Below are 12,954 nucleotides of genomic sequence, written 5' to 3'. Positions count from 1 at the left end.
CGACGGTGACTGGCTTCACGATGTTGCTGATCAATGTATTTGCGCTCGCCATTGGCACGGTGGTCATCGGCATGCTGGCTGACCATCTGAAGCGGGCAGGCAGCGCCGCTCCATTGACGGGCGTCCTGTTCGTCAACGACGTGCTGGCGATCAGCTCGGCCCTGTGGTTCGCCCTTGCGGCGCGCGCCTCAGGCAGGCAGCGCGTTGCCTCGACCAAAAATGTTCAACCCGTGAGACCTTGAGAATGCAAAACAAGCGTCAGAATCTGGCTGGGCGCATCGCCCTTGTTACGGGTGCCGGTCGCGGCATGGGTGGCGCCATCGCCATCGACCTGGCCCGCGCGGGAGCAGATGTCGCAATCTGCGATATCGACATGCCAGCGCTCGAAGCAACGCGCGCAGCGGTGGAAGCAGCCGGCGCGCAGTGTCTCGCGCTACGCTGCGATGTCTCGTCGAGCAGCGAAGTCGCCCGGCTGTTTGCCGCCATCGCCGGGCGCTTCGGCACGCTGCATATCCTCGTCAACAATGCTGCGCTCGTGCCGAATACGTCGGTCGATAGCGAACGCCGCAACCAGCACTACGCCTATATCACCACGCCGGTGCCGCGGCAGTCGCTGGGCTTTACCAGCACCATATGCGATGCGGAGTGGCATCGCTACTGGGATGTGAATGTGCACGGCCTCTTCTACTGCACACGCGAAGCGCTCAGGCTGATGGAGCCGCAGCGCGACGGCAGGATCATCAATATTGCTTCAATCGCCGGCATGTCGGCCATGAGCGCGCACAGTCCGCACTATTGCGCGACCAAGGGTGCGGTGATTGCTTTCACGAAGTCAGTTGCCGCCGAGGTGGCGGGCGCCAACATCTTCGTCAACGCGATGGCGCCAGGCGGCGTGGCCACGCCTGAATTCACCCAATACTTCGAGGCCGCAGGCGAGGAAAAGTGCAACCAGTTCTGGCAACTGATACCCGCCGGACGCCTGGGCACGATGGAGGAATACGCCTCGACGGTGACCTACCTGGCTGGCGATCACTACCTGGTAGGCCAGGTGATCAGCCCCAAGGGCGGCGTCGTGATCTAACCGGATCCGCCATATGACCCGAAGCGACCCCGTCATGAATCCCTGCATCAATATTTGCCGGATGGACGCAAACGGTCAGTTCTGCCAGGGGTGCTGGAGAACGCTCCGTGAGATTGGCCTCTGGGATCGGATGACTGGCCAGCAGAAGGCCGAAGTCGCGGCGGCGGCCGAACGCCGCCGACCCACAACCGCGTGCCGTGTGACGCCGCGCCGCGACTCCACTGTTTTAGAGAATGGACTGCCAGAATGAACGGATTGATGCTGCACAAGCAGTTGCTGGTTTCCTCGCTGATCGTGCATGTGGATCGCCATCATGGCGATACTGAAATCGTGTCACGCAGGGTCGAGGGCGACATCCATCGCTATACGTACCGCGACTGCCACCGCCGCACACGTCAGCTGGCCAACGCGCTTGCCAGCCTGGGCGTCAAGCCGTCAGACCGCATCGGAACGCTGGCGTGGAACGGCTATCGGCACATGGAGCTGTACTACGGCATCTCCGGCATGGGCGCGGTGATGCATACGATCAATCCGCGCCTGCACGCGGACCAGATCGCCTACATCGTCGACCATGCGGAAGACCAGTACCTGTTCTTCGATCTGACGTTCCTGCCGCTGGTCCAGGCCATCGCGGGCCGCTGCAGGACAGTCAGGGCGTTTATCGCGATGACCGACCGTGCACACCTGCCCCAGGACTCCAGCATCGCCAGCCTGCTGTGCTACGAAGACCTGATCGAAGGAAGTTCGTCTGACTACATATGGCCGAATTTCGACGAGGATACGGCCTGTACGCTGTGCTACACGTCGGGTACGACGGGCAACCCGAAGGGTGTGCTGTACTCGCATCGCTCGTCGCTGCTGCACACCTGGGCCGCGGCGTTGCCGGATGCGCTGAACTGCTCGGCGCGTGATGTGATCCTGCCGGTAGTGCCCATGTTCCATGTCAACGCGCGGGGCCTGCCATACGTCGCGTGCATGGTCGGAGCGAAACTGGTGTTCCCCGGCCCGGGACTCGACGGCAACTCGCTGTACGCGCTTCTCGAAACCGAACAGGTCACGTTCACGGCCGGCGTGCCGACCGTATGGCAGGGCCTGCTGGATTATCTCGAACGGAAAGGCCGGACATTCTCGAGCCTGAAGCGCACCGTGATTGGCGGCGCAGCCTGCCCGCCCGCGATGCTGCACACGCTTCAGGAGAAGTACGGCGTGGAGGTCCTGCACGCGTGGGGCATGACCGAACTGAGTCCGCTTGGCACCATCGGCACGATGAAATACAAGCACCTGACGATGTCCCGGGAGGAGCGTTGCGCCGTGCAGTCGAAGCAGGGACGCGCGGTGTTTGGCGTCGACATGAAAATCGTTGATGCGACCGGGCACGAACTGCCGTGGGACGGCGTGACTTCGGGCGAATTGCTCGTGCGCGGGCCCTGGGTCGTGCGCAACTACTTCCGCAACGAGGGTGGCAATCCGCTGCGCATTGACGCCGATGCACACGGCTGGTTCCCGACCGGCGATGTCGCGACGATCGATGCAGACGGCTTCATGCAGATCACCGACCGCAGCAAGGATGTGATCAAGTCGGGCGGCGAATGGATCAGCTCGATCGAAATCGAGAATATCGCTGCCGCGCACCCTTCCATCGCAAGCGCGGCCTGCATTGCGGCAAGGCATCCGAAATGGGACGAGCGACCGCTGCTGGTCGTCGTGAAGCGCGCCGATGCACGGGTAACGGCGGAGGAGCTGCTCGCGTTCTTCGCAGGAAAGATTGCGAAATGGTGGACGCCGGACGCGGTCGTGTTCATCGAGGCGATGCCCATGGGTGCCACCGGCAAAGTGCTGAAGAACCAGTTGCGCGAAGCATTTCAGGACTATCTGCTGGTCTGATGTTCGGGTCGATTCTTTGTATCGAGCGATGGAAGTCGTTACGGGTTACTTAGCAATACTAAACAGGAGACAGAATGAAACTGAAGTGGTTGGTGGCAGCTGTGCTGGCTGCAATGGGAGGCACGACGTACGCGCAGTCATCGGTGACCCTGTATGGCGTCATCGATTCGGGGTTGTTGTATCAGAGCGCGAATGCGGCGAACTTTCAGTCGAAAGTGAACCTCGGCCATGTCTATGAGCTCAAGGATGGCGGGATCTATTCGAGCATCTGGGGTCTCAAGGGCAGCGAAGACATCGGGGGTGGCTACAAGGTCAATTTCAGGTTGCAGGGGTCGTTCAACAGTTCGAACGGCAAACCCGGGCTGGCCGACACGCCGGGCGCCACAGCGTTGTTCAATCAGCAGGCGACGGTGGGCGTGTCGAGCCCGTTCGGCACGATCGACATGGGCCGACAGATCGTGCCGATGATCTATGCGATGGCAGATACAGACGTACGCAACGCCCAGTACTTCGGCAGTATCCTGACCGCATGGCTCGGCATGAACCAGGCCGCGGGCTGGCAAGGCCTCAGCACGAACGGCCCGATCGGCGCGCTGTACGACGACAACGCGATCGTCTACCGGTCGCCGAAGTTTTATGGCGCGTCGCTTGCGCTCGAGTATGCGCCCGGCGGCGTTCCGGGTCAGTTCCAGGGCGGCACGCGCGAGTCCGCCGTGCTGCAGTATTCGAACTATGGCCTGAACCTGGCAGCTGTCTACTACAACGGTCACGACACGAATCCATTCAAGCAGACCGGCCCCACGACAATCGTCACGGCGCCCTCGACCGGCCTGGCCAACAACCGCTTCTGGTATCTGGGCGCGCAGTACACCTTCCACGATTTTTCCGTGTCGACGTCATACAGCATTGGCAAGAACCCTTCGAATAGCGGCCACGCCAACTTCGAGATGATTTCCGGGGGGCTCGGCTACAAGTTCAGCCCGACTTTCAAGGTCACCTCGGGCTTCTATTACCTGAAGGATCGTAACCACTCATCCAGTCAATCGAACGAGTTTGCGCTGGGCGCCGAATACAACCTGTCCAAAACCACCCTCGGCTACGCGCAGGTCGGCTATGTCAACAACCGCGGCAACATGAGCCAGACAATCACCTACGGTGCGCCCGTTCCGGAAGGCAGGTCAACCACGGCGGCGATGGTCGGTATCCGCCACAGCTTCTGATTCCACGCACACACAGACAACAAGTGGAGCATGCAATGAAAACAAACTGGGCGCTCGGGATCGCGCGCGGCGTATTGATCGCCTCGGCATCGGTTCATGCCTGGGCGCAGGCGGGTGCAAGCGACGCGATCGCCGCTTCGAACGGAACCGCGGTTGCGGGCTCCGGCAGCACGACGGCGAAAGACATCCGGAAAGCCGATCGCGCGCTGCGCCGCAAGGTCTACTCCGCGATCGTCACGCACAAGGAGATCAACGCTGGCAATATCAGCGTCATCGCGAAAGGCGGCGCAGTGACGCTCGACGGAACCGTGGTCGATGCATCGCAGATCGACAAGGTGAGCGAGATCGCGAAAGGCGTTCCGGGTGTCACATCCGTCACCAACAGGTTGACGGACAAGAAGCCGTTTGGCGGGCAGTAACTATCTCCAGCCGGTAGCTTTGGCCGGTTGGTGCGAGAGCGCGGCGCCATCACGTCGGGCTTGACGTCGATCCGGCAGGGACCGATGTGATGGCAGAGCAGACGCTTGACGCCCAACCCATTTCTATCAACCGAACTCATTCTCGGAGTTCCGCAATGACAATTCCTGCCGCACTGGGAAAGAACCTGAAGTTACCCGTTATCGCCGCGCCGATGTTTCTGGTATCCGGGCCGGAGCTCGTTATCGCGACCTGCCGGAGTGGAGCGATCGGCACCTTTCCTGCCCTGAACCAGCGCACCACCGAGGGGTATGCGCAATGGCTGGATACGATCAGGACCGGACTGGGCCCCGACGACGCCGCGTTCGGTGTCAATCTGATCGTCCACAAGACCAACCCGCGATTGAGTGCGGATCTCGATGTTACCGTGCGACACCGGGTCCCACTGGTGGTGACTTCGCTGGGCGCCGCGCGGGAAGTCGTCGATGCTGTGCATGCCTATGGAGGATCGGTGTTTCACGACGTCACCACAATCGCGCACGCCAGAAAGGCTGCCGAAAAAGGCGTGGATGGCCTGATCCTCGTCTGCGCCGGCGCGGGTGGTCATGCCGGAACGCGCAATCCTTTCGCCTTTGTGCACGAAGTGCGTCAGTTCTTCAGCGGTACCATCATCCTGTCGGGTTGTCTCTCCACCGGTCGCGACGTGGCGGCGGCAATGCTCATGGGCGCGGACCTCGCGTACATGGGTACACGATTCATCAATACCCGTGAGAGTCGGGCCGCCACCGAATACCGGCAGATGATCATCGCCAGCCAATCGGACGACATCACCTATACCGCTGCCATCTCCGGCATTCCGGCGAACTTCCTGAATGCATCCCTTGCCGCTTGCGGTCTTGACCCGAAAAACCTGCCGGAGAAGGGCGCGGTCGATATTGGCGGAGAACTCAATCACGAGGCACGCGCCTGGAAGGACATCTGGTCCGCCGGCCAGGGAGTCGGCGCAATTACAGACGTATTGCCGACGTCGGAGTTGATCGTGCAGTTAGCGCGCGAACTGGATGCGGCGCGGTCTGAATTGGCTGCACGACCATCGCCATTCGCCGAACCGCTCACGGAAGGACTCGCATGACATTCGACCTGTTCTGCGCGGTACGGGTGGGCTGGACCTGCCAACTGGCGAACTGCTCCTTGAACGCCAGCGAATACACCCGGTGGATGCGGCGAACAGCGTAAACTTGGTCACGGATACTGTTCCCGCCTCCTGATAGATCCGTGCTGTGACCGCTATCACGGACGCGATCTCACGCGGCGTAGCATCGCGTTTTAATCGAACATCCTGTAACACCGCTGAGCATCCCGGCCCATCAAGCGTCATGGCCTCCCAAGATTCCCATCACGTCGGGCCAGCCGACATGGACCAGGCGTCGAACAAACTTTCGCGACGCAAAAAATTTTTTGCCGCCCTATCGCTAACAGGTATTAGCGATAGGGCTGCGTTTTTCGACGAAACTGCGTCCGTGCAGATCAGGCCTCTGAAGATTCCGCGCTCGTAGCGGCGACGCGAAGTGTCAGTTTTAGTACGGACTGAGGCGAAGTGACTTTTTTGATGCGCTCGGAGTGAGCCACCGCATTTCGACGCCGGGTCACTGAGCGCGGGCCACGCTGCAAAGAACGCCTCGATCATGCGGGCACGGGCAGATATGCGCGGACTACATTTCGCTCACACAGTGTCCTTCAACCCAGCCCACTGCACGCTCGAGCGCAAAAGCCAGAGCCTCATTCTCGTCGATGAAATTTTCATCGAAGCAGAGGTCGTGAACATCGTCTTCGAGTGAACCATCTGACGCCGGAACGAAGATTCTCGCATTGGCCACAATTCTCCCGTCACGGATGCTTACGCTCGTGCTGATCAGGCAAGAACGAACAATGAATTGCATGGCTGGCTCCGGAAGGTATTCGCATGACGAAAGGCGATGCGCAAATAACATGCGCGGCACAAAATGCAAGCGTCCGCACAATGCTATACATGTGCTGAAATCGACTTCCCGCACCGGGCTGACAAGGACACCCCATATCCGAGACGTGCCCTTGGCGCGCGCTGCTTCCGATTCTGGCGCCGCTCTACGCGGCTCCCGGTGCTCCTGCTGCCGCAGCTGGTGCGGATCGCGTCGAACTGAGCTTCCCACTGTGCTGGGCAAGATGTGGTCTGGCAGCGAGGTAGGCATCGCTCGACGAGTTGCCACCTCCTTATGAGGTGCCGACGCACGCCCGGGATGGCAACAATGGCTATGCGTCCCTCTTGGTGGGAGCAGCACCCGTCGAGCCAGTTCAGTCTACACCCAGGCAGCCTTACGAGCGTGCAGGTTTGGAAACTCCCGCGAACTTACCCACAGGTGCGGTCGCGCAGTTGAGCTCAGAGACTATTGGCAAACCTGCGCAAAGGATGAGCGACGCAGAGCGCGATGTGCTAGCCGAGCGAGCGCGGCAGGTGGAAGGCGGCCACGCAAGACGATCAGAACCCACCTGGCGACATGGCACTCGCCGCTGCCTGCTACGCGTTCGAAGCCTTTCAGTGCCTCACAACACCCTTCTGTGTCCATGGCCTGCGCTATGGTGGAAGCCATCGACACCGAGGCGCGAGCCAACGCTCTGATCATCGCGGAGATCGAGCGCATCGACTGCGCGGGAGGTGAAGCGTGTTCATCTGAGACAGGCGTGTGGTGCCTTTGAGCAGTTATTGCACCGCGAAACGCTTCGCCATGTGCTTGCAGAGGCGGACGCCGGAATCAAGGGTCTCTTCAACCGTTCCGAAGTCACCTTGAATATCGGCAACCTCCATGGTGGCCGGGCATGCCGCGTGGTCAGTGTGGACGATGCGCGCAATCCAGCGTCCCAGACCGCTCGACACAGCGGTCACCTTGTATTCCTGTGCGCCTATGCAAATGGTTCGGTCGTTCATGACTTAATTCCTTTCCCGCCGGCGGGAAGATTTACCAATGGATGTCCTCCGATGCGCAAATTCCGAGCCGCGATAGGCATCAAAGGACGTATCCGAACAGGTAACCGCATTCCCATCGACGGGGACCGAATCACTCAAGGCAAGTGCGTCAGTACATGGGCGGGGATACTGCGCCCGATGGAGCCGACCCGGTTAGCGCTCTATTCGTGATCAAGCCGTGGCAGGTCCGCGAGCGTTCGACCCGCATCGGAATCAGCGACCACCATTTCAATGCCTTCGCGTCCAGCCTCGTCGATAACGCGTCGGACCTCTGGCCCGGCGACACGCTGTCCATCCAGTGGAAAGACTGTTACGACGGTGTCGCCCTTAGCCAGTGCATCCACCACTTCGATTACAGGCGATGGGTGCGGAGCGACCTCAAATTGTTCTCCACTCACGGACACCTGGCCCCAAAGCACGTGTGAGACCCTTGGCGAATTTCCGTCCATCCGAACCGCAGTTATAGCGTGTACTGCCATCGCTTTTCCTCCCCTGTTGGGGAAATCCTAGCACGAGCGCAACAATCAGCTTCACCCGAGCGACGTCCTCGTTGCCACATCGGATTGTTCCCGAAGACAAGAAGCGTTCGCGCGTTTGAATGGGCAAAACGCTGGATCGACGACAACTACCGCAACGAGCCTGCTGCGGCGAAGGGCACCTCGCGACGCGTGAACTACACTGCGCCCTGACGCTCCGGTGAGCCCGCAAACCTCCAATCGCCGGCCTGCCCGGCATCGGCCGGCATAACCGGGGCGCCGTATCGCTGCGAACGGTCAGTCGCGGATCAGATACCGGTCGCGGTTTTTCGCATCTTTTATCCAGTTAGGCGCGCGTCCCCTGCCTGACCACGTTGCTCCGCTCCTGGGGTCGCGATATTTGGCTGGTGCGACACCGGCAGAGGACGTTGCACGCATGCCCCGCCTGCGTCCAAAGATATCCCGCTCCGTAAATCCATAGTCAGCGACCTTGGCCCGGATGTCCGCAAGCACTTCCTCGAACTCTGCCGCCCGTGCTGCCGTCGCCTGTGCCTCGAGCGCAGCCATTTGCGCTTTGAGTTCCCTGAATGTCGCCAAGACTCGCCTCCGTCGTCTATTAAACATAACGATCATAGTTCGACGCGTTCCAGTGCGATCGCGAGCTTGCTCTCTCGCGAAGTCGACACGCGTCTCTATTGCATCCCATTCCTTGCCAGTTAATTCAGATCTGGCAGTGCTGTCCCCCACGAGGCACCGCGGGCCCTCAACGCCGACTCGCCATCCGTTTGCTGCTTGATTGACGCTTCAATGAGATCGCGCAATTGTTCGGCCGAAAACGGCTTGCGCACGGCGGCGAACGCAAACCCGACATCCCTGGCGTCCGGAGGGTCATTGCCCGACGCGAAGATGATCTGCAGCGCAAATGTCACGACTTCCTGCTTTGCACGGTGACCTGCGCGGCGAGAGCCGAGAATCGATGCTGGGCAATGTTGAGAACATGGAGCAACTGCACAAGCAATTCGACGTCGCCTGAATCTCCCCGAGTTATTGCATTCGACTCGTCTTCGAATTTCCCCTTCGCCGTGACGTAAGCATCGTACGCGGCCTGCAGATCGTCCGCTTCCATTTCGTATGCCTCCGATAATTCGAGGGAACTTTAGCAGGAAGCATATCTTTATCTACAAAGCGCTGCCGACAACCGATCCTATCGAAGCTGAATAACAAGAAAACAAGGGATCCCTGAATTACGAAATCGAAATCAGTCGCATTCTTCGCTTGTCAGTTTGTTGCCGGCTGCCTGATATTCATACGCACATCGCCGCCGTGCTCCAGCAGATGATCTCGCCTTCCAACGCCTCGGCGCGTAACCTGGCTTGAGTCGCGTCGGCGCCAACTGCACCGGCAGTCAGGTGCAAACGGCACTAAGGACACCTCCCTTGCCCGCAGCCGGATGCGGCACGCACCACGGTACAACATACTCACTGCGCCGATACCCGAAACGCATAACATGTGCAAAAATCATTGTGACCTCATCCAGAGCGCTATCCTTGCCGCCTATGGAAACCGCCGAACTTGAACCGCAGGTGCTCGCCAATCGCCTCGGCGTTGAGTTTTATCTCGTGCGCCAGAACAACACGATTGGATGCGTGATCACGATCGCGGCACTGGAAGCGCATTTCTGGCTCGAGTCACGCGCCAGTGACGCCCGCATCCTCAAGACGTTTCGCAATGGCTACGGCCGCATCTGCGCGATAGCCGAACGGAAGTGGCTCGCCCGTCCCGCCGCGACACGCCTCGAGCTGACGCCGGCAGACTTCGCGCGCCGCTGAGGCCTGCAAGTTGGCACGCTGGCTACTCCTTCCGCTGCATCCGGGCGTCGGGCCCGGCCGCGTATAAGGCCCGATAGACCCCGTGCCCACTCGTACCAGCCGCAATGGTGCTGACGTCTTGCGTGCGCCGCGTCAGAGGCACGATCGCACTGCACCGATCAGGTCCGGGCATCCGGTCTGCCGACCTTCAGTACGTGGTCGCGTTCCTGGGCAGGAGGCGAGCACCCTCACCCGGTAACGTTAGAGTCGTCAGGGAAAACGTGAAGCGAGGTTGCCACGACCCAGGACTGCGCATTCAGCCGCCATGCGACTTCTTTCAGATCCGAAGTCGAAACCGCCACGAAAATAACCGTCACTTCGTCGACGTTGTGCTTGCTGCTGCAATGAACCCTGGCCCGTCGTGCGTACGCGGCATACGGGCCAATGGCCTGCCATACTGGAACAATCCTCAACTGACCGGCAGCAGCCTGCACAGTCAGGCTCGTCACTGCGCCTGAACGTTCAGATGTATTGGCCATCGGTGGAGGTCTCTCAGCTTGTGTGCTGTTTCGGCAGGGAGCACTGATGCCAGTGCGCTTCCAGGCACTGCGACGCGCAAAACGCATGCTTGCCAAACCTGCTGCATGTGAAACATTATATTGCCGCCACTCTCTTCGCGACCAAATAGATGCCCGCGTCATTGTCGCCCATTCGACATAGAGAGATTTGCAAAAAGCATTACCATTTAAATCGAACCTTGCCGGCTTGAAATTGCAGATTACATGGGGGCGTTGTGCCGCGACGAACCGCCGGGTGACTGCTTTCCACCAGCTGAATCATGGTCTGACTATTCGCGATGCACCATCGTGCCACCCACACTATCGCGAAGGTAATGTACGTCCAGCAGCGCATCGGATGCGGGTCGCGTCGCGATGCAAATGCGTCCAACCAGGTGCTCTATCAAGGATGGGGCTCCATACTTTCTTTTCATTCGTTACGCATCGATTTCCGAATTAACATTTGGGTTCCGGCCTTGAAGGCTTCGAATTCGCAAGGTCGGCAAAAAAGACCTGGAATAATTGCCAATTCTGACGTTCTGGTGCGCCATCGGTAATAGATGCTACACAGGCAACGTCTAATCCAGAGAGAATACGGAGACACATAAATGCTAAGCCCTCACGAATTCGCAACCCTGATGCTGGTCAAGGCCGCACCCGAGCAGATTGATCTCGACCGCGAAGAGCTTGACACCCTGCTGGAACGCCAGCTGGTCGCTCTGGAACAGCTTGCGTCCGGAGGCCAACGCCCACGCCTTACCCTTGACGGTGACTCGGTCCTTCAGGCGGTCGCTGGAAAACGCTGAGCAGCAATCGCCCGCAAACCTCCTTTCGGAATCGCACTGGCCGGACGCGGTCATGTCACGCGTATCGCCGTGGCTACGCTTGCAGTCGATTCCAGGGTTATGTTGCAGGCCGGATGAACCTTGACCGGTCGACTGCAGCCATCGGTCATGCGCGTTCCACGCGGGGCGCGCATCATCGATCGCAATGGAGGCATATGCATCCGAACGACCATCTGGCGCAGGAACTCGCTCACATCCGCGCCATGATCTTGCAGCTCGAGCATCTGCTTTCTGAGGACGGTTCCGCGAACTCGGTGCCAGTCATGTCGCCGGACTACTGGCGCGCGCGGATCAACGGTGTGCGAGGCGCCTCGGGGTTGCCTGCAACCCTGCTGGACGAGGCACACGTCCTGTTGGACCGTCTGGACGCACTTCGTGGAGAATCAGGGAACCGCAGCCTGAGTGGGAACCGTATCCGCACGCCCGACTCGCCGAAATCGATGAACAGACGGGTGACCGTTCGGGAATAGCGTGGCGGCCCGCATGATCCCCTCTTTCTCTTGTCGGGAGTTGGACCCGTGCCGGCCGGAATGCATCCGTCTTCGACAGGATCCTGCGTTCTCCTTCAAGTGTTTTGTAGATCCTTTGCGGGATCGTTGCGCGGCAACCAGCCGCACTGTGCAGTGCCTCCACAGCCAACGCGATTTCCGCCTCGCCAACGCCGCGCGTCAACCGCCTTCGTCACAAATGCCTGCGGCGCAGGCGACCACAGCACCGTGAGGTTGGGCTCGGGCACGCTTTCGCCAGCGCCGTTGCGGCCCACGTGTGAATCTGACGGGGCGATAGCCATCGGCTGCCCAGGTATGCCTCCAACCAACTTCCTGCGACCATCTTCAACGCCAGCTGACCAATCCCAGCTGAAAGACGTTTTGTGGCGCTCCAGTTATCTGCGCGTTCAGCCGCCGTCCATCTCACCGTCATCTTTCCTGGCCGCGAACGCGCAAGCGGATGCGGCGAGGTTCAGTTCCTGCAGATCGAGCATTAGCAGCAGGCTATCGATTTCGCCCAACTGACTGATGTTGACATGGCCGGTATCAAACAGGCTATGCAGACGATTGCGCCAGTAACTCGCAGGAAAGGCTGGACCAGTCAGCCGTCCGCTCAGTGATATCGCTATCGCGTGCCGAATATGTGCGATTTCCTGATCAATCAGGTTTGACACAGTGTGCCCGGCGCGAAAGCGTTCCCCGTTTGGCTTCTCCATTTTGGCACCACTTCCCGCTGGCTTGTTGGAGTTACTGGAAAACTCGAGCTAAATCCACGATAGCATTTCGGCCTCGCTCGCGCGGCGCAGGTGCCCCATCCACCGCTCCGTACATCGCCCCAAACATTGAAAAGGTAGGGGAAATGATCCCTGATCGCGCCTTTCGAAGCAGGGTTCTGCCGTATCCTCTTCTCTACGGTCTGGTCGCTGCGGAACGATCGGATCGGCCCCCTCGCCAGCGCACTCGCGCTGGCGCTTTTTGCAATGGAAGTTGGCTCAGCATTAACGCGTCTTCAGCAGTTGTTTTTTGCTGATGACGGTCGCCCTTCCAGCTCTTGTCGATGGCGGTCTAAATCCGCGCAAATCTGGCGGCGTCACATAGAGGCGGCGTGACGCGAGAGCAAAAAAGAACTCGCGGAAATGACCAACGCATCGTGACCGGGGCTTGTTGATGCAGGGCA

General features: G+C 59.8%; 17 protein-coding genes and 1 pseudogene. 11 read left to right on the top strand and 7 right to left on the bottom strand.

The genetic code is table 11. The annotated features are described in order from the left end of the window. The 7 genes and pseudogenes from AB4Y42_RS42755 to AB4Y42_RS42725 all read left to right on the top strand — a co-directional run. Positions 1-242 (top strand): annotated as a pseudogene (locus AB4Y42_RS42755) (MFS transporter); the annotation flags it as partial. A gap of 2 nt (positions 243-244) precedes the next feature. Further along, positions 245-1,081 carry an SDR family NAD(P)-dependent oxidoreductase gene (locus tag AB4Y42_RS42750; protein ID WP_368697718.1) on the top strand — a complete coding sequence of 279 codons (837 nt, stop codon included), beginning with the start codon at positions 245-247 and terminating at the stop codon, positions 1,079-1,081. Positions 1,082-1,094: 13 nt separating this feature from the next. Then, the gene (locus tag AB4Y42_RS42745) at positions 1,095-1,331 is read left to right on the top strand and encodes a DUF1289 domain-containing protein (RefSeq protein ID WP_368697717.1); all 237 of its coding nucleotides are present in this window, start codon (positions 1,095-1,097) and stop codon (positions 1,329-1,331) included. Beyond that, positions 1,328-2,965, top strand: coding sequence for a 3-(methylthio)propionyl-CoA ligase (locus AB4Y42_RS42740; RefSeq protein ID WP_368697716.1), 1,638 nt, complete (start codon positions 1,328-1,330; stop codon positions 2,963-2,965). The genes AB4Y42_RS42745 and AB4Y42_RS42740 overlap by 4 nt, the downstream gene beginning before the upstream one ends. A 74-nt stretch (positions 2,966-3,039) precedes the next feature. Then, a complete protein-coding gene (locus AB4Y42_RS42735; protein ID WP_368697715.1) occupies positions 3,040-4,185 on the top strand; it encodes a porin in 1,146 nt (381 codons plus the stop codon). A gap of 35 nt (positions 4,186-4,220) precedes the next feature. Continuing rightward, complete coding sequence (locus tag AB4Y42_RS42730; RefSeq protein WP_368697714.1) at positions 4,221-4,604, top strand: BON domain-containing protein; 384 nt, start codon at positions 4,221-4,223, stop codon at positions 4,602-4,604. 155 nt (positions 4,605-4,759) lie between these two features. Beyond that, positions 4,760-5,734 (top strand): NAD(P)H-dependent flavin oxidoreductase, encoded by a 975-nt coding sequence (locus tag AB4Y42_RS42725; protein ID WP_368697713.1) that lies wholly within the window; start codon positions 4,760-4,762, stop codon positions 5,732-5,734. A gap of 580 nt (positions 5,735-6,314) precedes the next feature. On the opposite strand, the gene AB4Y42_RS42720 is transcribed toward AB4Y42_RS42725, so the two are convergent. After that, positions 6,315-6,542, bottom strand: coding sequence for a hypothetical protein (locus AB4Y42_RS42720; protein WP_368697712.1), 228 nt, complete (start codon positions 6,540-6,542; stop codon positions 6,315-6,317). Between the two features lie 797 nt (positions 6,543-7,339). Then, positions 7,340-7,564 carry a hypothetical protein gene (locus tag AB4Y42_RS42715; protein WP_368692795.1) on the bottom strand — a complete coding sequence of 75 codons (225 nt, stop codon included), beginning with the start codon at positions 7,562-7,564 and terminating at the stop codon, positions 7,340-7,342. 206 nt (positions 7,565-7,770) lie between these two features. Between AB4Y42_RS42715 and AB4Y42_RS42710 the strand changes: the two genes are divergently transcribed. Beyond that, positions 7,771-8,028 carry a hypothetical protein gene (locus AB4Y42_RS42710; protein ID WP_368697711.1) on the top strand — a complete coding sequence of 86 codons (258 nt, stop codon included), beginning with the start codon at positions 7,771-7,773 and terminating at the stop codon, positions 8,026-8,028. Positions 8,029-8,376: 348 nt separating this feature from the next. Here AB4Y42_RS42710 and AB4Y42_RS42705 read toward each other — a convergent pair whose 3' ends face one another. The 3 genes from AB4Y42_RS42705 to AB4Y42_RS42695 all read right to left on the bottom strand — a co-directional run bounded on the left by AB4Y42_RS42705 (position 8,377) and on the right by AB4Y42_RS42695 (position 9,205). Then, on the bottom strand, positions 8,377-8,676 hold the full coding sequence (locus AB4Y42_RS42705) for an H-NS histone family protein (RefSeq protein ID WP_368697710.1): 300 nt from the start codon (positions 8,674-8,676) through the stop codon (positions 8,377-8,379). A 119-nt stretch (positions 8,677-8,795) separates the two neighbouring features. After that, positions 8,796-9,008 carry a hypothetical protein gene (locus tag AB4Y42_RS42700; RefSeq protein WP_368697709.1) on the bottom strand — a complete coding sequence of 71 codons (213 nt, stop codon included), beginning with the start codon at positions 9,006-9,008 and terminating at the stop codon, positions 8,796-8,798. Next, a complete protein-coding gene (locus AB4Y42_RS42695) occupies positions 9,005-9,205 on the bottom strand; it encodes a hypothetical protein (RefSeq protein ID WP_368697708.1) in 201 nt (66 codons plus the stop codon). The genes AB4Y42_RS42700 and AB4Y42_RS42695 overlap by 4 nt, the downstream gene beginning before the upstream one ends. Before the next feature lie 430 nt (positions 9,206-9,635). On the opposite strand from AB4Y42_RS42695, the gene AB4Y42_RS42690 reads away from it, so the two are divergent. Further along, positions 9,636-9,908 (top strand): DUF1488 family protein, encoded by a 273-nt coding sequence (locus AB4Y42_RS42690; protein ID WP_368697707.1) that lies wholly within the window; start codon positions 9,636-9,638, stop codon positions 9,906-9,908. 227 nt (positions 9,909-10,135) lie between these two features. Here the strand turns inward: AB4Y42_RS42690 and AB4Y42_RS42685 are convergent, their stop codons facing one another. Continuing rightward, positions 10,136-10,426, bottom strand: a complete 291-nt coding sequence (locus AB4Y42_RS42685; RefSeq protein ID WP_368697706.1) for a hypothetical protein — start codon at positions 10,424-10,426, stop codon at positions 10,136-10,138. Positions 10,427-11,052: 626 nt separating this feature from the next. Here AB4Y42_RS42685 and AB4Y42_RS42680 point away from each other — a divergent pair. Then, positions 11,053-11,250 carry a hypothetical protein gene (locus AB4Y42_RS42680; RefSeq protein WP_342954278.1) on the top strand — a complete coding sequence of 66 codons (198 nt, stop codon included), beginning with the start codon at positions 11,053-11,055 and terminating at the stop codon, positions 11,248-11,250. 194 nt (positions 11,251-11,444) lie between these two features. Then, positions 11,445-11,759: a hypothetical protein gene (locus AB4Y42_RS42675; protein ID WP_368697705.1), complete on the top strand. Its 315-nt coding sequence runs from the start codon at positions 11,445-11,447 to the stop codon at positions 11,757-11,759. Positions 11,760-12,184: 425 nt separating this feature from the next. Here the strand turns inward: AB4Y42_RS42675 and AB4Y42_RS42670 are convergent, their stop codons facing one another. Further along, positions 12,185-12,493, bottom strand: coding sequence for a hypothetical protein (locus AB4Y42_RS42670; RefSeq protein ID WP_368697704.1), 309 nt, complete (start codon positions 12,491-12,493; stop codon positions 12,185-12,187). Positions 12,494-12,954: the final 461 nt, after the last annotated feature.

The organism is Paraburkholderia sp. EG286B, from assembly GCF_040965655.1.
Taxonomy (GTDB): domain Bacteria; phylum Pseudomonadota; class Gammaproteobacteria; order Burkholderiales; family Burkholderiaceae; genus Paraburkholderia.
Note: the sequence above shows the minus strand (reverse complement) of the source record. Positions and strands in the feature narration are given on the sequence as shown.